This is a genomic window from Echinicola shivajiensis (assembly GCF_018642165.1).
In the GTDB taxonomy this organism is placed as follows: Bacteria; Bacteroidota; Bacteroidia; order Cytophagales; family Cyclobacteriaceae; genus Echinicola; species Echinicola shivajiensis.
Map to the genome: position 1 here is coordinate 42,223 of NZ_JAHHZM010000022.1, position 18,546 is coordinate 60,768.

General features: G+C 38.2%; 20 protein-coding genes and 1 tRNA gene. 14 read left to right on the plus strand and 7 right to left on the minus strand.

All coding sequences use genetic code 11. The features are described from left to right. The first annotated feature begins 86 nt into the window (after positions 1-86). Complete coding sequence (locus KMW37_RS21660) at positions 87-731, plus strand: DUF7255 family protein (RefSeq protein WP_215226739.1); 645 nt, start codon at positions 87-89, stop codon at positions 729-731. A 5-nt stretch (positions 732-736) separates the two neighbouring features. Here KMW37_RS21660 and KMW37_RS21665 read toward each other — a convergent pair whose 3' ends face one another. Both KMW37_RS21665 and KMW37_RS21670 read right to left on the minus strand, forming a co-directional pair. Continuing rightward, positions 737-1,354 (minus strand): deoxynucleoside kinase, encoded by a 618-nt coding sequence (locus KMW37_RS21665; protein WP_215226740.1) that lies wholly within the window; start codon positions 1,352-1,354, stop codon positions 737-739. Positions 1,355-1,382: 28 nt separating this feature from the next. Next, positions 1,383-2,273, minus strand: a complete 891-nt coding sequence (locus KMW37_RS21670; protein ID WP_215226741.1) for a 3-hydroxyacyl-CoA dehydrogenase family protein — start codon at positions 2,271-2,273, stop codon at positions 1,383-1,385. Positions 2,274-2,452: 179 nt separating this feature from the next. Here KMW37_RS21670 and KMW37_RS21675 point away from each other — a divergent pair, with 179 nt between their 5' ends. Continuing rightward, positions 2,453-3,283, plus strand: coding sequence for a CvfB family protein (locus tag KMW37_RS21675; protein WP_215226763.1), 831 nt, complete (start codon positions 2,453-2,455; stop codon positions 3,281-3,283). Here the strand turns inward: KMW37_RS21675 and KMW37_RS21680 are convergent. Further along, entirely contained in the window at positions 3,280-3,639 is a 360-nt protein-coding gene (locus KMW37_RS21680) for an arsenate reductase family protein (RefSeq protein WP_186757931.1), read from the minus strand. The two genes, KMW37_RS21675 and KMW37_RS21680, sit on opposite strands and share 4 nt — an antisense overlap. 108 nt (positions 3,640-3,747) lie before the next feature. On the opposite strand from KMW37_RS21680, the gene KMW37_RS21685 reads away from it, so the two are divergent. Both KMW37_RS21685 and KMW37_RS21690 read left to right on the plus strand, forming a co-directional pair. Beyond that, on the plus strand, positions 3,748-4,236 hold the full coding sequence (locus KMW37_RS21685; RefSeq protein WP_215226742.1) for a YkgJ family cysteine cluster protein: 489 nt from the start codon (positions 3,748-3,750) through the stop codon (positions 4,234-4,236). A gap of 49 nt (positions 4,237-4,285) precedes the next feature. Further along, the gene (locus tag KMW37_RS21690; protein WP_215226743.1) at positions 4,286-5,203 is read left to right on the plus strand and encodes an ROK family protein; all 918 of its coding nucleotides are present in this window, start codon (positions 4,286-4,288) and stop codon (positions 5,201-5,203) included. A gap of 7 nt (positions 5,204-5,210) precedes the next feature. Here KMW37_RS21690 and KMW37_RS21695 read toward each other — a convergent pair whose 3' ends face one another. Continuing rightward, complete coding sequence (locus tag KMW37_RS21695; protein WP_215226744.1) at positions 5,211-5,606, minus strand: magnesium transporter CorA family protein; 396 nt, start codon at positions 5,604-5,606, stop codon at positions 5,211-5,213. A gap of 303 nt (positions 5,607-5,909) precedes the next feature. On the opposite strand from KMW37_RS21695, the gene KMW37_RS21700 reads away from it, so the two are divergent. From KMW37_RS21700 to rplT, 8 genes are all read left to right on the plus strand, one after another. After that, on the plus strand, positions 5,910-6,404 hold the full coding sequence (locus tag KMW37_RS21700; RefSeq protein WP_215226745.1) for a DNA topoisomerase IV: 495 nt from the start codon (positions 5,910-5,912) through the stop codon (positions 6,402-6,404). 26 nt (positions 6,405-6,430) lie between these two features. Further along, positions 6,431-8,335, plus strand: coding sequence for a DNA topoisomerase IV subunit B (locus KMW37_RS21705; RefSeq protein ID WP_215226746.1), 1,905 nt, complete (start codon positions 6,431-6,433; stop codon positions 8,333-8,335). Positions 8,336-8,394: 59 nt separating this feature from the next. Beyond that, positions 8,395-11,013, plus strand: a complete 2,619-nt coding sequence (locus tag KMW37_RS21710) for a DNA gyrase/topoisomerase IV subunit A (RefSeq protein WP_215226747.1) — start codon at positions 8,395-8,397, stop codon at positions 11,011-11,013. Position 11,014: 1 nt separating this feature from the next. Further along, entirely contained in the window at positions 11,015-11,713 is a 699-nt protein-coding gene (locus KMW37_RS21715; RefSeq protein ID WP_215226748.1) for a TrmH family RNA methyltransferase, read from the plus strand. Positions 11,714-11,891: 178 nt separating this feature from the next. Continuing rightward, positions 11,892-13,841: a threonine--tRNA ligase gene (gene thrS / locus KMW37_RS21720; RefSeq protein WP_215226749.1), complete on the plus strand. Its 1,950-nt coding sequence runs from the start codon at positions 11,892-11,894 to the stop codon at positions 13,839-13,841. 88 nt (positions 13,842-13,929) lie between these two features. Continuing rightward, entirely contained in the window at positions 13,930-14,481 is a 552-nt protein-coding gene (gene infC, locus KMW37_RS21725; RefSeq protein ID WP_186757922.1) for a translation initiation factor IF-3, read from the plus strand. Positions 14,482-14,503: 22 nt separating this feature from the next. Next, positions 14,504-14,698 (plus strand): 50S ribosomal protein L35, encoded by a 195-nt coding sequence (rpmI, locus tag KMW37_RS21730; RefSeq protein ID WP_192010205.1) that lies wholly within the window; start codon positions 14,504-14,506, stop codon positions 14,696-14,698. Between the two features lie 106 nt (positions 14,699-14,804). Continuing rightward, positions 14,805-15,149, plus strand: coding sequence for a 50S ribosomal protein L20 (gene rplT / locus KMW37_RS21735; RefSeq protein ID WP_186757920.1), 345 nt, complete (start codon positions 14,805-14,807; stop codon positions 15,147-15,149). A 225-nt stretch (positions 15,150-15,374) separates the two neighbouring features. Here the strand turns inward: rplT and KMW37_RS21740 are convergent, their stop codons facing one another. The 3 genes from KMW37_RS21740 to KMW37_RS21750 form a co-directional block, all read right to left on the minus strand. Then, complete coding sequence (locus KMW37_RS21740) at positions 15,375-15,530, minus strand: hypothetical protein (protein WP_215226750.1); 156 nt, start codon at positions 15,528-15,530, stop codon at positions 15,375-15,377. Between the two features lie 195 nt (positions 15,531-15,725). Then, on the minus strand, positions 15,726-15,920 hold the full coding sequence (locus KMW37_RS22495; protein ID WP_317195600.1) for a GIY-YIG nuclease family protein: 195 nt from the start codon (positions 15,918-15,920) through the stop codon (positions 15,726-15,728). Between the two features lie 51 nt (positions 15,921-15,971). Then, positions 15,972-16,045: transfer RNA gene (locus KMW37_RS21750), tRNA-Met, on the minus strand. Between the two features lie 172 nt (positions 16,046-16,217). Here KMW37_RS21750 and KMW37_RS21755 point away from each other — a divergent pair. Both KMW37_RS21755 and KMW37_RS21760 read left to right on the plus strand, forming a co-directional pair. Continuing rightward, positions 16,218-16,613, plus strand: coding sequence for an START-like domain-containing protein (locus KMW37_RS21755; protein ID WP_215226751.1), 396 nt, complete (start codon positions 16,218-16,220; stop codon positions 16,611-16,613). Positions 16,614-16,696: 83 nt separating this feature from the next. Next, positions 16,697-18,535, plus strand: coding sequence for an LptF/LptG family permease (locus KMW37_RS21760; protein ID WP_215226752.1), 1,839 nt, complete (start codon positions 16,697-16,699; stop codon positions 18,533-18,535). Positions 18,536-18,546 lie beyond the last annotated feature (11 nt).

The following is an 18,546-nucleotide window of genomic DNA, read 5'->3' on the forward strand; positions in this document are numbered from 1 at the left end:
GGTTCTAAAGGAAACCTTAAGGAAAGAATAAAAGAATCCAACTAGCCGCTGAAAACGAATAAAAATTGGCCTAAACACTTTGAATTTTGCACCAACTAAAAGTAAATAACCTTATTAAGTTGCTTCTTGAGCAAGACCTTAAACTGGAAGATCCTTTTTTATTGGAGACGAATCCAAATCTGCTTGATGAAAGAGCCAAATTCATGTTCCAGGATCTTTATAATAGGTTAGGAGGGGAAGGGGAATTTATCTATTTGGATAATTTAAAGTTTGACTTTAAGATAGATCGTTTTCTGTTTCTTTATGATGATGCAGTTCATTTTAATCGGTATAGATTAACTTCTTTTAAGTCGGCTATTTATGATGTCTTTACTTTTAGTTGGGTAGATGCTTATAAGCGACTGTGCAGGACATTTGAAAGAGAGTGTCTCAAGGCAGGACTACAGGAGAGAATTTGGGAGGGACCACCAATAGCAAATAAGTGTTTTGGCGATTCTGAAGAGGCGGGAGAGCTTAGCAGTAATGGTTCAGCCGGTTGGAAGTTGAACGCCTATAATGATGCTCAATATGATTTACTGAGCCGGCTACATGGCTATAAGATCATTCGTTTGCCTATGTATGAAAATATTATGCTGGGCGGGAGTTTGAAAAAGTTGGACCAGCTTTTGATAAATCCAAATGAAGAGTATTCTAAAGGGATTTATAATTGGTTTATGCGAAAGATGGTTTAATCCTTCTAGGCAAACAGGCCATTAATTTCCCGGTCAACTAAATTGACGATAAAGCTAAAATCCTCCTTCCTCGATACAAAATCTAGGTTATTGACATCGATAACTAATAATTTGCCCTTGTTGTAACCAGTTATCCAGTTTTCATAGTGAGTATTAAGATTTTTGAGGTATTTGATACTCATATTATCTTCATACGATCGGCCTCTTTTTTGTATTTGACTGACCAGTTTGGGGATATCAGTCTTTAAATAAATCAATAAATCAGGCGCTTGGATATAGTCCATCATAGAATGAAAAAGTTGCAGGTAATTCTGGTGATCTCTGTTATTCATGTATCCAGAGTGGTTAAGGTTGGCAGCAAAAATATAGGCATCCTCATAAATGGTTCTGTCCTGAATGGTTGTTTCCTTATGTGAGAGTATCTCTTTGATCTGCTTGAAACGGCTATTGAGAAAATAAACCTGTAGATGGAAGGCCCATTTGTGCATATCCTCATAGAAGTCAAGTAAATAGGGATTGTCTTCAACATCCTCCTGATTGACCTTCCAGTTGAAGTGCTTGCCCAGCATTTCAGCTAGGCTGGATTTACCGCTACCTATATTTCCTGAAATTGCGATATGCATGCTGGATTCAAATTTACACTAGATCTATTTATTTTATAAAGCGATCGGCAACGTGAATTTCTTTGGAGCCTAATTCGTGATTATAAAAACCCACCCCACTTTTCACACCTTTATGACCTGCGGCTACCATATTGACAAGAAGCGGACAAGGGGCATATTTTGGATTCCCTAAGCCTTCATAAAGCACCTTCAGAATAGATAGACATACATCTAAACCAATAAAATCTGCTAATTGCAAGGGCCCCATTGGATGGGCCATGCCCATTTTTAGAACAGTGTCAATTTCTTTAACTCCTGCAACGCCTTCATAAAGGGAATAAATCGCTTCATTGATCATTGGCATCAATATCCTATTGGAAACAAAGCCCGGGTAGTCATTGACCTCAACTGGTGTTTTTTCTAGACTTTTGGAAAGCGACATGATTTGATGAGTGGTTTCATTAGAGGTACTGTAGCCCCTTATTACTTCTACCAAAGGCATAACAGGAACAGGGTTCATGAAGTGCATCCCTATTACCTTGCTTGGCCTGGCCGTTGCAGAAGCGATTTGGGTAATAGATATAGAGGAAGTATTTGAGGCAAGGATGGTCTCTTTGGGACAATATTGGTCCAGTTTTTTAAAAAGATCCAATTTTATCGATTGGTTTTCAGTGGCTGCTTCCACTACCAAATCGGATTTATGTACCCCTGATTCCAATTCTGTGTGAGTACTTATCCTTGATAGTATCTCTTCTTTTTCCTTAGGATCTATTTTTTCCTTGGCAATTTGTCTGTCCAGGTTTTTTGCAATGGTATTCATCGCCTTTTCAAGCGCCTTTGCATTGATGTCTATAAGTGACACATTATGTCCGAATTGGGCAAAAACATGCGCAATACCATTGCCCATTGTGCCAGATCCTACTACTGCAACTTTAACCATAAAAATTCAATTTAATTTCCCCACAGATGGGAGGAAAGGGATCGTTTTGTGTTTGTTATTCTTATTTAAATCTAATTTTTAAAGCTTGTTATTCCAATCAGCAGGGAGAAATAAAATAGTTTTTCTTCTGCAAAAATCAGTTTTGATCATATTTCTGTAACTTTGGGAAAATGAAGAATATGAAAGAACTGGGCAGAATTTCCACATTACCAATTAATCGATTTACTAGTAACGGTGCATATCTACAATTATCTGATGGCGAAGAAGTATTACTTCCGCAGGGATACCTTAATGGAGATGAAAAGGAAGGGGATGAAAAAGAGGTTTTTGTTTATACAGATAGTGAAGATCGACCTGTAGCCATAACTGATCGACCAGTGGCTTTGGTGGATGAATTTGCGGTGATGGATGTGAAGGAAGTTACTCAGTTTGGTGCATTTATGGATTGGGGCTTGCCAAAAGACCTTTTTGTTCCTAAATCAGAAATGGGAAAACCAATTACTGAAGGACAAAAATATTTGGTAATGGTTTGTGTGGATTATAAAACCAATCGATTGATAGGAGTTTCTAAGTACCAGGATTTCATGCTTTCTGATACCGGTGGTTTTGAAGAAGGGCAGGAAATTAAGGGCTTGGTGTTTGATAAAACAGATCTTGGCTATAAGATATTGATAGACCAGCATTATGAAGGACTGGTATATGGCAATGAGGTTTTTAAGCCCATTATGGTTGGAGAGGAAATTACAGCATATATCAAGAAGAAGCGGGATGATGGGAAGTTGGATCTTCAACTGACACCAATCGGCAGGCAAAAATATGAAGAAGGTGCAGAAAAGATACTAGCTGTTTTGACTGAGAAAAAATTCTTGCCACTACATGACAAATCATCTCCCGAAGATATTAAAATAAGTCTAGGGATGAGTAAAAAGCACTTTAAGCAATCTATCGGACAGTTGTATAAGAGTAAGAAAATCAGGATTCTAAATGACGGTATTGAAATTGTAAATTAACTTAATTTCAAAACCTCCATGGGTTTGGTACAAAGCACGGCCTTTTCTCTTTTGATGGCAATGGGGGCCTTGATCAAATAAGGGTATTTAACCAAAATGTTCAGCCAACTTTCATCGTCCCAGGTTTTACCCGCTATTAGACTTTGGTAATCTGGGTGGGCCCTATTGAGTAAGTCTTTTGGACGGAGCTTCAGCTTTTCCAAAATGGTTCTCCAGCCAGTGGTGGTGATACGTTCCTTCTCAATATCAATTTCATTGACATATTTGGATACAGAGCGCGCATAAGCCCTGGCCTGTTTGTCAATAGGATGAGAGGGGATAAAATAGAAGAATAATTCGCTAGGGTGCATTTTCATGTCAGTTTGGTTTGAGGTACCTCTAAAAATACGAAAAAAGGCTAGAATTCCAAATAAATTATTGATTAATTTAATGACAACAGGGTAATAAACTTGTCATTTGTAGTTATGGGTTTAGAAAATTTTAAAAATAAGGCCAAAAGTGAATATGCTAATCACAAAAAACTAAAGGAAAGATTACGAAAAATAAAACCCAAAGTCCTTGACCAAAAATTTTCTGAGGCCCATGATGAGCAGTTTGAAAAAATGGATTGCTTGGAATGTGCCAATTGTTGCAAGACGACTAGTCCCATTTTTATTCAAACTGATATTGACAGACTAGCCAAAGTATTCAGAATGAAATCTTCTGAATTTATTGATGTGTATTTGCATCGAGATGAAGAAGGGGATTTTGTGCTGAATAGTTCTCCATGTCCTTTTTTAGGAGAAGACAACAAATGCTTTGTGTATGAATCCAGACCCAAAGCATGTAGGGAATATCCCCATACCAATCGAAAAAATATGCACGGGATATTGAACCTGACATTAAAGAATACGATGATTTGTCCCGCAGTTCATGAAATCTTTCAAGTCTTTTTAAAAGATTTTAGGAAGTAACTTGAACTCTTTACTAATTTAGGAGCCAAAACCTATTAATCCATAAACCATGAATAATCAACAAGAACACTTTCTGGGTGTAGATGTGGGTGGAACACACCTTAAAATTGGCAAGGTAAACTTGGAAGGAGAAATTGTTTCCTTTGATAAAGAAGATACCAGTCCATATAAAAATGACCCAAAAGGGTTCAATGCTTGTTTCGTAGATGTAATTGGAAAGTATCTTTCCAAATATCCAGATATCCAAAGAGTGGGTATTGGCTTACCCGGCCTGATCAATAAGGAGAGAACCACCACGCTTGAAATCCCGGCGATCCCAAATTTGGATGGATTTAACCTAAAGCAATCTCTTTTGGATAAATATCCAACTAAGTCCTTTTTCTTAGAGAATGATGCCAGTGCTGCTGCAGTGGGTGAATTTAAATTTGCATCTTCCAAACCATCTCCCAACTTTCTCTTTATAACGATGGGAACAGGTATCGGTAGTGCTGCAGTGATCGATGGAAAAATCTTTAAGGGAGCAAGGGGAAATGCCATGGAAATGGGACATATGATGTCCCGTGGTAATGCCCGTTTGGAGACCTTAATAGGAAGGAATGGCATTTTGACGATTTTGGAAAGAATGATCCATGCTTATCCAGAGAAGGCAGGAGTGCTTCGTGACAAGGAATTGGGAACGCATTTATTGGTAGATACAGCTCTTGCAGGCAATGAGGTTTCCCTGATGACTTTTGAAGAAGTCGGTGATATCTTGGGAGAAGCGATTGTCTCAACGGTTAGAATACTTGATGTAACAGAGATTTACTTTGGAGGAGGAATATCTGCAGGCTTGGAGTTTATGATGCCAGCTTTGGATAAGACGGTGAGACAGTATCTTACACCCTATTATGTCAATGAGTTGAAGCTTTCTAAAGCCACCTTAGGAAATAATGCAGGAACACTTGGAGCCGCAGCCCTTTGTTTTTGATTTCAGATTAAGGATTTAAAGTGGTGATGGTCACCTCACTCACTTTATTGATAGCATTTAATCGAAAGAGAACCTTTAGGGGTTCTTTTTCTGCTTTATGGCCTTCATCACAATTCTCCGAAGGCTCCAAAAAGTAGAAAAAGAAACTTTGACTCTTGTCCAACAATTCAACCCTGTCTGGTCTGCCAAAAGTAAGAATGAGCTCTTGGTTATTGGCCTCTAAAAATGTGTTTTTTATTTTCCTTAGTTCCTCAAGGTCTTGTATTCTAAGCCCCTTACAGCCATATCGATCATTTTTCCAGTTTTCCAAGTTTATTTTTCCTGCATCCAGCTTACTTGAGCAAGCACTGAAAATGAGGGCAAAACAAAGTAAGCATAATGATGAAAAAAGAGACTTGTTCATAGACAAATAATCAGTAGCAATTGAAATTTAGCAACGAAGGTACAATAAGATAAGGTAAAGTAAAACATGACCATTAGAATAATGAAGTTTTAAATAGGCTGTTTTAGTTAAATAAATTCTTGACCCTGGTACTTTCTTATTTTGATAAATTATAAAGAGGAGGATGAGCTTAAATGGCTCTTATTGTCAGGAAATTAAAGGATATATGTAAATATGTGTTAGGGCAAGGAGAAAAAATCTACCACTTCCATCAAGGTATTCTATGATCTTAAACCTTATATTAGCAGTTTAAATTACGAATTTATGAACTATCGATTTGCCAAAGCATTCCATTTGCTTTCAGTATTCTTCTTCATTGCCATTTTCTTGTATATCTACTCAGCCCTGCCACAGCAGGTCAATTATGAGCTTGGAGAAAGTGGTGAAACCTTAAAGGTGATTGATAAGAATACCTTCTTTTATGTAGGTATAGCCTTGTTTATCCTTCTTAACATGGTCTTGATTACTCCGGCAAAAATGATAGAAAACAAGTCCACTGTGAATATCAAAAAGCTGTTTAGAAATGGAGATCCATTTAAGGATAATATGTTGACCTGGTTTTATTCCTTTGCATCTGTACTAAATATCTCTATTATCATAATTGCCTTTTATGTACATGGAATAAATGGAATGACTGAGACAATTGGTGACAGATCTGGATATGGCTTGTATTTAATTCCAGTATTTTTTGTAATATGGATTGTTTGGTTGTTTGTAAATGTTTCTAAAAAGATGAACAACCTTAAATCAGAAGCTTAAAAGTACCCTAGAAATTTAAAATATCAATGGCAGAAAAAAACGTACAATACACCGAAGATAGCATCAAGTCTCTTGATTGGAAAGAGCATATCAGACTCCGTCCGGGGATGTATATTGGTAAGTTAGGAGATGGTAGTGCTCAGGATGATGGGATTTACGTTTTGGTAAAAGAAATCCTTGATAACAGTATCGATGAACATATGATGGGCCATGGAAGGACCATTGATATCAAGATCAGTGAGCATAGGGTAGAGGTAAGGGATTATGGTCGAGGAATACCATTGGGCAAGGTGATAGACTGCGTTTCCAAAATTAATACAGGAGGTAAGTATGATTCTGGGGCGTTCCAGAAGTCAGTTGGACTAAATGGTGTGGGTACCAAGGCCGTGAATGCCTTGTCTGAATATTTTAAAGTGCAATCCTATAGGGATGGCCAAACCAAAGTGGCTGAATTCAATAAAGGGGAACTGGTTGAAGATAGAGAAGTGGTGAAAACATCTGAGAGGAATGGTACAAAAATCGTTTTTTCTCCTGACCCTACCGTATTTAAAAATTACCATTTCATTCCTGAATATCTCGAAAACCAGATTTGGAACTATGCCTTTCTTAATGCCGGTTTAAATATCAATTATAACGGAAAGAAATATTTTTCTGACAGAGGACTTCATGATCTATTAGACAGAAAGATTGATGAAGATAGCAGCAGGTATCCAATTATCCATTTAAAAGGAAATGATATAGAAATGGCTTTGACCCATTCCAATCAATATGGGGAGGAGTACTATTCATTTGTAAACGGGCAATTTACTACCCAAGGTGGTACACACTTGGCTGCCTTCAGAGAGGCCTTGGTAAAAGCCATTAGAGAGTTTTTCAAAAAGGATTACGATGCATCGGATATCAGGCAGAGTATTGTAGGTGCAATTGCAGTAAGGGTGCAGGAACCAGTTTTTGAATCCCAAACCAAAACCAAGTTGGGCTCTCAAAGTGTGGGACCTGACGGACCTACATTAAGGACTTTTGTCAATGACTTTATCAAGGTAGAACTTGATAATTATCTGCATAAAAACCCTGATACTGCCAATGCACTACTTAAAAGGATATTGCAGTCAGAAAGGGAAAGAAAAGAAATTTCCGGTATTAAGAAATTGGCCAATGAGCGGGCAAAAAAAGCAAATCTTCATAATAAGAAATTGAGGGATTGCCGTGTCCATTATGATGATAAGAAGGCGAACGAGGAAGCCAAAAATGATACCATGCTTTTCATCACCGAGGGTGATTCAGCTTCGGGTTCCATAACAAAATCAAGAGACGTACAGACGCAAGCCGTATTTTCACTTAGAGGTAAGCCGCTGAACTGTTACGGAATGACCAAGAAGGTGGTATATGAAAACGAGGAATTCAACCTGCTTCAGCACGCCCTTAATATTGAAGATAGTATAGAAGGGCTTCGCTACAGGAAAATTGTGATAGCTACAGATGCCGATGTGGATGGAATGCACATCAGGTTGCTGATCATGACTTATTTTCTACAGTTTTTCCCTGATTTGGTGAAGAATGGGCATTTGTATATTCTGGAAACGCCTCTTTTCAGGGTTAGGAACAAAAAAGAGACTATTTATTGCTATTCAGATGAAGAGCGTAGGAATGCCATAGCCAAATTAGGCAATAAACCAGAAATCACCCGATTTAAGGGATTAGGGGAGATTTCACCGGAAGAGTTCGGTGGATTTATAGGTGAGGATATTCGTTTGGAACCTATTATCCTCAGGAAAGAAACCAAAATAGCAGATTTGCTATCTTTCTTTATGGGCAAGAATACCCCGAAAAGACAGACATTTATCATTGATAATTTGAAGGTGGAAAAGGATGTGGTTGATGAAAAAGACAGTCCTAAGCCTGTTGATGAGAAGGAGATAGAAGCGGCCTGATTGGCATTTTTCAACTAAATCTGTTAAAACACCCTTTTACTAAATTGCTAGATTAGAATATGAGTGATATAGAAAATAATGGTCAGGAAGAAAATGGAGAAGCCCTTCACAATTCGGTTCCAGTGACCGGAATGTACAAAGAATGGTTTCTCGATTATGCTTCTTATGTGATTTTGGAGCGTGCAGTACCTGCAATTGAAGATGGTTTTAAGCCAGTACAGCGTAGGATCCTACATGCGATGAAAGAAATGGATGATGGCCGCTTCAATAAAGTAGCCAATATTATCGGTCAAACCATGCAATACCACCCTCATGGGGATGCATCCATCAGTGATGCCATTGTCAATTTGGGACAAAAGGACCTATTGATAGAGACTCAGGGAAACTGGGGAGATATCAGGACAGGTGATGGTGCTGCAGCTGCCAGGTATATTGAGGCAAGGCTTTCTAAGTTTGCACTGGAGGTAGTCTTTAATCCGCAGACCACAGATTGGCAACTTTCTTATGATGGAAGAAAAAGGGAGCCATTGACCTTGCCCGTTAAGTTCCCTTTATTGCTTGCTCAGGGGGTTGAAGGGATTGCAGTAGGTTTGTCTACCAAGATTTTGCCTCATAACTTTTGTGAACTTATTCATGCATCCATAGATGTATTGAAGGGTAAGAAAACCAATGTTCTGCCAGATTTCCCAACTGGTGGTTTAGCTGATTTTTCGGAATATAATGAAGGTTTAAGGGGGGGGAAGATTAAAGTTAGGGCTAAGATTGAAGAAGGAGATGGCAAGAGCCTTTTGATAAAAGATATTCCTTTTGGTACAACCACCAATTCTATCATTGACTCTATCATTAAGGCCAATGATAAGGGAAAGATAAAGATCAAAAAGGTGGTGGATAACACCGCTAAAGATGTAGAAATACAAGTTTTCTTGGCTTCCGGACAATCTCCAGACATGACCATTGATGCATTGTATGCATTTACGGATTGTGAAGTGTCCATTTCTCCAAATGCCTGTGTGATCATTGATGATAAACCAGTGTTCTTGACTGTCAATGATATCCTGAAAACGAATACCATTCAAACCAAGGATTTGCTTAAGCAAGAACTGGAGATCCGTAGGGGAGAATTGATGGAGAAATTACTGTTCTCTTCTCTTGAAAAAATATTTATCGAAAATAGGATCTATAGGGATATTGAAGAGTGCGAGACCTGGGATTCTGTTTTGGAAACCATAGACAGAGGGCTGGATCCATATAAGCCTGAATTTTATAGAGATATCACCCAGGAGGATATTATAAGGCTTACGGAGATCAAAATCAAGCGAATTTCTAAGTTTGATACCTTCAAGGCCGATGAGTTAATGAGGAAGTTGGAAGAAGAGCTTAAAGAGGTGAACCATAACTTGGAGCACTTGACTGAATTTGCCATTGAATATTATAAGAACCTGTTGAAGAAGTATGGTAAAGGAAGAGAGAGAAAAACTGAAATTCGAACTTTCGATACCATCGAGGCGACTGTAGTAGCTGCAAATAATGCCAAGCTGTATGTAAATAGACAAGATGGTTTTATAGGACATGGCCTTAAAAAGGATGAATTTGTATGTGACTGTTCCGATCTTGACGATATTATAGCCTTCAAAAAGGATGGCACCTGTGTAGTGACCAAAATACAGGATAAGGTGTTTGTTGGAAAGGATATCATCCATGTTGGTGTCTTCAGAAAGGGAGATGAAAGGATGGTCTATAATATGATCTATCTAGATGGTGGTTCAGGAAGGGCAATGGTGAAGCGATTCCAAATATTAAGTGTTACCAGGGATAGAGAATACGTGCTTACCAAAGGGACCAAAGGATCCAAAGTGCTATACTTTACTGCCAACAGCAATGGAGAGGCTGAAATCATTACAGCTTATTTGACGCAAGGCAGCAAGGCAAGGGTGAAGGTATTTGATTTTGACTTTAAAGATATAGATATCAAGGGAAGGGGAGCTGGAGGGAATATCCTGACCAGATACCCTGTAAGAAAAATCCAGTTGAAAATGGAAGGGGTGTCGACCTTGGGCGGCCTTGATGTTTATTTTGATGAAGCAGTAGGCAGATTGAATACAGATGAGAGAGGTAAGCTGATTGGTAATTTCCTTGGTGATGATAAGATCATTGCTTTTTATAATGATGGTAGTTATGAAGTGACTTCCTATGAGTTGACCAATAGGTACGATACCAACACACTATTGTCAATTGAGAAATTTGATCCAGAAAAAGTAGTTTCCGCCATTTATTATGATGGAGCAAGTAAGAATTACTATGTAAAGCGATTTTTGATAGAGACCAGTACGGTCAATAAGAAATTTGTCTTTATATCAGATCATAAAAAGTCCTATCTCAAAGTAGTTTCTCTGGATAAGCAACCACAGGTAAAAGTAAGTCTTAAGAAGGGCAATGAAGTAGAGCAGGTGGAATATGATTTGGATATGTTGATTGATGTAAAAGGATGGAAGTCTGTGGGAAATAAGCTTTCTTCTCATCCGATCAAGGATATTAAATTATTGGTTCCTGTAAAAAAAGCAGAGGAAAAAGTTGAAAAGTCGAATGAGGACGAGGGGTTAGAGGTAGGTTCTACAGTTGATTTAAACGTAAAAGGGGATGAGGAGAATGATGATAAGGAGCAATTAGGTTTATTTTAATATGGGGACTGAGCATCCTGATAAGGCATTGATGGCCTATTTGGAACAATATATAACAGACCATAAAAAGGCCAAGATGGAAGAAGTCTTGGCCTTAAGGTCTAGGTTTTTTACTATTGTATTGGAGGACATTTACAAACCTCACAATGCAAGTGCTGTGATTAGAACCTGTGATTGTTTTGGTGTGCAGGATATCCATATCATAGAAAAGGAAAATACTTATAATATAAATCCCTATGTGGTGAGAGGGGCCTCCCAATGGGTAGACCTCCATCGTTATGAGGAAAGCCCTTCCATTTCAGCTGTGGATAGCTGTTTTTCAGCATTGAGAGAAAAGGGATATAAAATTTTGGCCACTTCTCCACATGGCAAGAGCACGCCTTTAAGTAAGGTGAAAACGGATGAAAAAATTGCCTTGGTATTTGGGAATGAGCATGCCGGGGTGAGTGATGAAGTTATTGAGAAAAGTGACGGTTTGGTCCATATTCCCATGACCGGTTTTACAGAAAGTTTTAATATTTCCGTTAGTGCTTCTGTTTGCCTTTATGATTTGCACCAAAAGATAGCCAAAGACCGCCCATCTGATTTTTATCTTGATGAAGCTGAAAAAGAAGTTTTGAGGTTGGAGTGGTATAAAAGCGTGGTGAAGAATTCTGATATTCATATAAAACAATTTTATCAATCCGATGAAAAGAGGTGAAAAGGTAGTGTGTTTTTGATTGACTAAGTGGGAGATAAAGGCTATTATTTGTATTGTAACCAAATATCCTATTCTTTAAGTTGAAAATTTTTCAATCCCATGCTGAATTTGCATATTTGCATACTTAAAGCACCTGTTTGTAAAGGTGCTATGTTCAATTCAATTTTAGAAGAGTTAAATGTCTAATAACTTAATTAACATTACACTGCCTGATGGGTCAGTGAGAGAGTACGAAAAAGGAACTACCGGCTTACAAATCGCGCTTAGTATCAGTGAGGGATTAGCTAGGAACGTCCTTGCAGCTAAAGTAAATGGAGAGGTTTGGGATGCCATCAGACCGATTAACAATGATGCAGAGGTAGCATTATTGACTTGGAATGACAAAGATGGAAAATCTACTTTTTGGCATTCATCTGCCCACCTTTTGGCAGAAGCGCTAGAGGCATTGTATCCAGGCGTGAAATTTGGAATCGGGCCATCCATTGAAACGGGTTTTTACTACGATGTGGATTTTGGTGACAAGCAGATAGATGGTACAGAGTTGGAAACCATTGAGAAAAAAATGGTTGAGCTTGCCCGCCAAAAAAATGAATATATTAGAAAGGATATATCCAAAAGCGATGCCATTGCCTATTTCGAAGAAAAAGGTGATGAATATAAGCTAGATCTAATCGATAGGTTAGAAGATGGTACAATTACATTCTATGAGCAAGGGAACTTTGTAGACCTTTGTCGTGGACCTCATATTCCTAACACTGGTTTTATCAAAGCTGTTAAGCTGCTTAATGTAGCTGGAGCCTATTGGAAAGGAGATGAGAAGAATAAAATGCTCACCAGGATATATGGAGTTTCTTTTCCAAAAGCCAAGGAGCTTACAGAGTACCTTAAGATGCTTGAAGAAGCAAAAAAGCGTGACCATAGAAAGCTTGGTAGGGAGCTGGAATTATTTACTTTCTCCGAGAAAGTAGGTATGGGCTTACCTCTTTGGTTGCCAAAAGGTACTTTGTTGAGAGAGCGTTTGGTGAGCTTTTTGAAGAAAGCCCAGGACAAATCAGGATATCAACAAGTGGTGACACCGCATATTGGCCATAAGGCTCTTTATGAAACTTCTGGGCATTATGAAAAATATGGTAAGGATTCCTTCCAGCCAATAGCTACTCCTCATGAGGGAGAGGAATTCCTACTGAAACCAATGAACTGTCCTCACCATTGTGAGATATATAAGCATAAGCCTAGATCTTATAAAGACTTGCCAATTCGTTATGCAGAGTTTGGTACAGTATATAGGTATGAGCAAAGTGGTGAATTGCATGGTTTGACTAGGGTAAGAGGATTTACTCAGGATGATGCGCATATTTTCTGTCGTCCAGATCAGGTGAAAGAAGAGTTCATCAAGGTTATTGACTTGGTACTTTATGTATTTAAGGCTTTGGGCTTTGATGACTATACTGCTCAAATTTCACTAAGAGATCCTGAGAACAAAGAGAAATATATCGGTGGTGATGATGCTTGGAACAAAGCAGAAGCTGCCATTGTAGAAGCTGCTGAAGAGAAAGGCCTTGATACAGTGACTGAACTAGGTGAGGCGGCTTTTTATGGTCCAAAGCTGGACTTTATGGTAAAAGATGCCTTGGGAAGAAGTTGGCAGTTGGGGACTATTCAGGTAGATTATCAATTGCCTGATAGATTCCAGTTGGAATATGTAGGTTCAGATAACCAGAAGCACCGTCCAGTGATGATCCACAGGGCTCCTTTTGGCTCCTTGGAAAGATTTGTAGCGGTGCTTATTGAGCACTGTGCGGGTAATTTTCCACTGTGGTTGTCACCAGAGCAAATTAATATTTTACCGATTTCCGAGAAATTTATTGAGTATGCCAATACGATTCATCAGTTACTTGATGAGAATGATATCTCTGGCTCTATTGATAACAGAGATGAGAAAATTGGTAGAAAGATTAGAGACTCAGAAGTTAAAAAAGTGCCTTTTATGCTTATTGTAGGTGAAAAAGAAGAAGCAGAAGGCAAAGTTTCTGTGCGTAAGCACGGTGAAGGTGACTTGGGTAGTTTTACTCCGGAAGAGTTTGTGAAGTACTTCAAAAATATTATTTCGGAATCCCTGAGTAAATAAAAATAAAAGCTAAAAAAGATGGGGTGTTTTAATAATTAAAAAAATATCCGATATTTGCAGTCAAATTCATTTAATCAATATAACTATTTTGAGAGGAAGAAAACCGTTTAGACCGAGACAAGAGGAACCTTATAAAGTAAATCAAAAAATCCGAGCGCGAGAAGTGAGGGTAGTTGGGGACTTTGTAGAAGGAGGAAATGCCGTCCTTCCTACGGATGCAGCTATTAAGATCGCCAAGGAGCAGGACCTTGATCTCGTAGAAATTTCTCCTAATGCTAATCCACCTGTATGTAAGGTGATTGATTATGCGAAGTTCAAATACGAGCAGAAAAAGAAGCAGAAGGAAATTAAAGCCAATGCTGCTAAAACTGTTCTGAAAGAGATTCGATTCGGACCTAATACGGACGATCATGATTTCGCCTTTAAATTAAAGCATGCCATCAATTTCTTAAAAGATGGAGCGAAGGTGAAAGCCTATGTACACTTTGTGGGTAGGTCAATCGTCTTTAAGGAAAGAGGAGAGATGCTGTTATTGAAATTCGCGCAGGCTTTGGAAGAATACGGTCATGTGGAGCAACTTCCTAAAATGGAAGGTAAAAGAATGAATATGTTTGTTGCTCCCAAAACCAGTAAGAAATAATTTCAACAAATAATACAGTGTTATGCCTAAAGTAAAAACTAAATCAAGTGCAAAAAAGAGATTCAAATTAACTGGATCTGGAAAAATTAGAAGGAAACATGCTTACAAAAGCCACATCCTGACTAAGAAGGAAACCAAAAGAAAGAGAAATCTTACTAAAATGGGTGAAGTTCATGAGTCAGATGTGAACAGAGTAAAAGACATGTTGAGAATTTAATTTTCGACAAAATCAATTTAAAGGTTATTTATTCACCAGATGCTTGGTTTGTCAAGTTCTGAGGGTAAAAGTCCACAGACACCAAGAGTCAAAAAATTAATTAATTATGCCTAGATCAGTAAACGCGGTAGCGTCAAGAGCAAGAAGAAAAAAAGTATTAAAAGCTACAAGAGGTTATTTCGGAAGAGGTAGCAATGTATGGACTGTAGCAAAAAACAAGTACGAAAAAGGTTTACAATACGCTTACAGGGATAGAAAAGCTAAGAAGAGAGAATTCAGAAAGCTTTGGATCCAGCGTATCAATGCCGGTGCCAGAGAACATGGCATTTCTTATTCACAATTCATGGGTCTGCTCAAGAAAGCAGAAGTTGAGCTAAACAGAAAAGTTTTGGCTGACCTTGCTATGAATCATCCAGAGGCATTCAAAGCTGTTGTTGAAAAAGTAAAGTAAGGAGCACTAACTTACTCTATTATAAAAGCCCCTCATTTGAGGGGCTTTTTGTTTGTTAATATTTTCTGTTTACTAGCAGGTCAATTTCTTAAATTTCATTATATTACAAAAAGCGCAGCGTGAAATATTTGTCTAAAACAGGAGGGGTGGTCTCTTTTGGATTTAGATGTAGGTATTGGGATTTGTTATCTTGGTACTTCTAATTTTTGTTTAGAAGTCTGGTTGTTAGGAAGTGCGCTTGTCTATACTGGTTCGAGTAAGGCTGTATTTGGTTGTTAATTTGCCCAAATAAGCGCCACTGAAGGTAGGGTAAGCGTTTCTGTTAGTAAAGGAATTGCTGACCAATATGACGTTTAATAGATCAGTAAAAAGTTCATCCATGATAAAAAGAGTAAAAAACAAAAAAGCTTCCAAAACTGGAAGCTTACAAGTAGTCCCGATAGCTATCGGGAGGAGTTGAACCCCTTGTCCGCCTGGGCGGATATGAATCCGTTGCTAGATTAGTTTATAGATAGTCAGGTAGAATATTTGTTTTGATCCAAAGTCTTCCTTTACCAGTTTTAAGCTCCTTTTCTCTTAGAAGTGCATTGGTTTTAGAAGAAAATACTTTTCAGTATGAATAACTATCCATGGCCTATATCTAAAAGTAAATCCTTTTTTAGCAAAGGAATTATGTGAATGGAACCTGTTGATAAGGTCAGAGGTCATTCCGGTGTAAGTTTTACCAGAAGATTGAGAGAATAAAACATAAACAGTGAAAAGTTCATCCATGATAAAAAGAGTAAAAAACAAAAAAAGCTTCCATAACTGGAAGCTTATAAGTAGCGAGGACGGGAGTTGAACCCGTGACCTCAGGGTTATGAATCCTGCGCTCTAACCAACTGAGCTACCTCGCCAGGTAATTTGACTCTCTTTTGAGTCGCCATTATCATCAAGAGTATTAATTTTGGCTTAGGTTAACTGCCAACTCCTTGCTGAATGGGAATGCAAATATGTAGGGTTATCTGATTAAATGCAAGCCCTGGAGGTGAAAAATGTTAACTTTTTATAGAATAAAATTTTATAGTTATGGTAAAGAATAAGTTTGTTGCTGACTATCAGGTGAATACTTCCAAAAAGATTATTTTCCCATATTTGAGTACTGCCAGTGGGCTTTCTGAGTGGTTTGCTGATGACGTGACCATTGATGCTGATAAGAATTTTAATTTTGTTTATGATGGGATCGATCATTATGCTAGAATAGCTGCTATTCGTTCTAACCATGGAGTGAAATTTGAGTTTTTCGACCCTGCTATGCCTGATGAAGAGGATAGGTCCTATGTCGAGTTTAGGTTGGATGAAAACGAACTCACACAAACCTTGTTTTTGAAGGTGATAGACTATAGTGATTCTTATGATGATGGAGAGCAAGAGGAGATTTGGGATGGTTTAGTTACCACTTTAAAAGAAATTATTGGCGGATAAATAATTCGATCATTATAATTTTTCATTTAATATGATGAACTTAGTGCGCTCATATTACGTGAATATTGGTGGTCGAACGCCTCATGAAAAAATTAGATAAATTAATATTAGGGTCCTTTATTGGACCATTTTTATTAACCTTTATAGTTGTAGACTTTATTCTACTTACTGTAAACATGCTTAAATATTTTGATGAAATATTTGGGAAGGGTTTAGGGTTTGGTGTCTACATGGAATTGATAGGTTATTTTGTTGTGTCCATATCTCCCATGGCTTTACCCTTGGCGGTACTGCTTTCTTCTCTGATGACCTTTGGGAATCTAGGGGAGCACTTTGAATTGACGGCAATCAAGAGTAGTGGGATTAGCTTGGTAAGGGCTTTGATGCCTATCGGTGTATTTGTGTTCTTTCTAACTATTGCAGCATTTTTCTCGAATAATTACTTAGTGCCAAAGGTTAATCTTAAAACTTTCAGCTTGTTGTATGATATTCGTATGAAGTCTCCGGCATTGGATATTAAGGAAGGGATTTTCTACAATGGCATTCCAAATTACAGTATTAAGGTCAATAGAAAGCTCGATGATATCCGTTTGCAGGATGTTATCATTTATGACCATTCAAGTGGGCAAGGGAACTTAGGAGTGATTACAGCAGATTCAGGAAGGATGGAACCCTATTTCAATGATCGTTATATGATGCTGACATTGTTTCATGGCTATAGCTATAACGAGGATAAGGCCCAAAGGGGGATAAGAGGTAAGCCCGTTGCCTTTACCAGAACAAAGTTTGATAAGAATGAGATAGTATTCAGTTTGGATGCCTTTGAAATGGACAGAACACCTGAAAATCTATGGTCATCCAATAGGTCCATTAAAAATATCAGGGAGATAAAAATGGATGTAGACTCTATGTCCAACCAACTGGTAAAATATCAATATGCTAATTACTCAAGAATTAGAGGTGCTTATTCATTTTTCAGCAAACAGAGGGAAATAAATATTCCTGAGGATCTAAAAGCAAAAAAAGCAAGGGTTGATTCATTGGATAATCTAGCATTTAGAAGAAAAATGGCCAGGGAAGAAGCTATGCAAGGTGGACGAGAAGTGTCTCCGCCTATTGAGGATGAGATTGATCAAGACTCAAATGAGGTTGGTCAGTCGCTTGCAGCAATTGATAGTGGAAAAAGTGTGACTATTGATGTAAAAGAGATAGAGAAACCAATTACCATTGCCAAGGATAGCGTTTCCGGTGATTCAAGTAAGACAATTGCTGAAACCAATAACGAAAATAGAATAGCTGAGGAGGAATCGAAAAAGGTGGACAACAGTGCTGTGAACAAGGCTAAAATGTTAATCGCCAAAAAGAAGAAGAATGAGGAGGATGCTAAAACTGCCTATTTGAATTTTTCAGAAAGACAAATAGCAAAAGTAGATTCTGTATTAGAAAGTGGGCAGTATAAGTCAAGGGCAGCTACCATAGGTTTGCAAAGCGCCAGAACGTTGAGGAATGATTTTAGCAGCAATATGGCCAATGTGGAAGGTTTGGCAAGGGAGAAAAGAAGGTTTGAAATAGCCTGGTACCAGAAATATACCCAAGCTTTTGCCTGTATTGTGATGTTTATGATAGGAGCGCCACTTGGGGCGATTATTAAAAAGGGTGGTCTAGGGATGCCTGTTCTTCTTTCCATTATTTTCTTCATCATATTTTATATGTTGAACCTGACAGGGGAGAAGTGGGCCAAGGAAGGGCTGGCCGACCCATTTTTGGGAAGCTGGTTTGCCAATATCGCTTTAATTCCTGCAGGTGTGTTCTTCCTTAGACAGGCTAGGAAAGATGCCAGGCTTTTTGAGGCTGATGCATATTATGCTGCTTTTCAGAAAATCAAAGAACGCTTTAGGCTAAATAGGCGTAAAAAACTCTAAGGGACTTTACT

Excerpts from the sequence above, each read along its gene's own strand:
- KMW37_RS21665 (WP_215226740.1), bottom strand. The coding sequence starts at position 1,354 with ATGCATATCGCAATTTCAGGAAATATAGGTAGCGGTAAATCCAGCCTA.
- KMW37_RS21670 (WP_215226741.1), bottom strand. The coding sequence starts at position 2,273 with ATGGTTAAAGTTGCAGTAGTAGGATCTGGCACAATGGGCAATGGTATT.
- KMW37_RS21675 (WP_215226763.1), top strand. The coding sequence starts at position 2,453 with ATGAAAGAACTGGGCAGAATTTCCACATTACCAATTAATCGATTTACT.
- KMW37_RS21680 (WP_186757931.1), bottom strand. The coding sequence starts at position 3,639 with ATGAAAATGCACCCTAGCGAATTATTCTTCTATTTTATCCCCTCTCAT.
- KMW37_RS21685 (WP_215226742.1), top strand. The coding sequence starts at position 3,748 with ATGGGTTTAGAAAATTTTAAAAATAAGGCCAAAAGTGAATATGCTAAT.
- KMW37_RS21690 (WP_215226743.1), top strand. The coding sequence starts at position 4,286 with ATGAATAATCAACAAGAACACTTTCTGGGTGTAGATGTGGGTGGAACA.
- KMW37_RS21695 (WP_215226744.1), bottom strand. The coding sequence starts at position 5,606 with ATGAACAAGTCTCTTTTTTCATCATTATGCTTACTTTGTTTTGCCCTC.
- KMW37_RS21700 (WP_215226745.1), top strand. The coding sequence starts at position 5,910 with ATGAACTATCGATTTGCCAAAGCATTCCATTTGCTTTCAGTATTCTTC.
- KMW37_RS21705 (WP_215226746.1), top strand. The coding sequence starts at position 6,431 with ATGGCAGAAAAAAACGTACAATACACCGAAGATAGCATCAAGTCTCTT.
- KMW37_RS21710 (WP_215226747.1), top strand. The coding sequence starts at position 8,395 with ATGAGTGATATAGAAAATAATGGTCAGGAAGAAAATGGAGAAGCCCTT.
- KMW37_RS21715 (WP_215226748.1), top strand. The coding sequence starts at position 11,015 with ATGGGGACTGAGCATCCTGATAAGGCATTGATGGCCTATTTGGAACAA.
- thrS (WP_215226749.1), top strand. The coding sequence starts at position 11,892 with ATGTCTAATAACTTAATTAACATTACACTGCCTGATGGGTCAGTGAGA.
- rpmI (WP_192010205.1), top strand. The coding sequence starts at position 14,504 with ATGCCTAAAGTAAAAACTAAATCAAGTGCAAAAAAGAGATTCAAATTA.
- rplT (WP_186757920.1), top strand. The coding sequence starts at position 14,805 with ATGCCTAGATCAGTAAACGCGGTAGCGTCAAGAGCAAGAAGAAAAAAA.
- KMW37_RS21740 (WP_215226750.1), bottom strand. The coding sequence starts at position 15,530 with ATGGATGAACTTTTTACTGATCTATTAAACGTCATATTGGTCAGCAAT.
- KMW37_RS22495 (WP_317195600.1), bottom strand. The coding sequence starts at position 15,920 with ATGGATGAACTTTTCACTGTTTATGTTTTATTCTCTCAATCTTCTGGT.
- KMW37_RS21755 (WP_215226751.1), top strand. The coding sequence starts at position 16,218 with ATGGTAAAGAATAAGTTTGTTGCTGACTATCAGGTGAATACTTCCAAA.
- KMW37_RS21760 (WP_215226752.1), top strand. The coding sequence starts at position 16,697 with ATGAAAAAATTAGATAAATTAATATTAGGGTCCTTTATTGGACCATTT.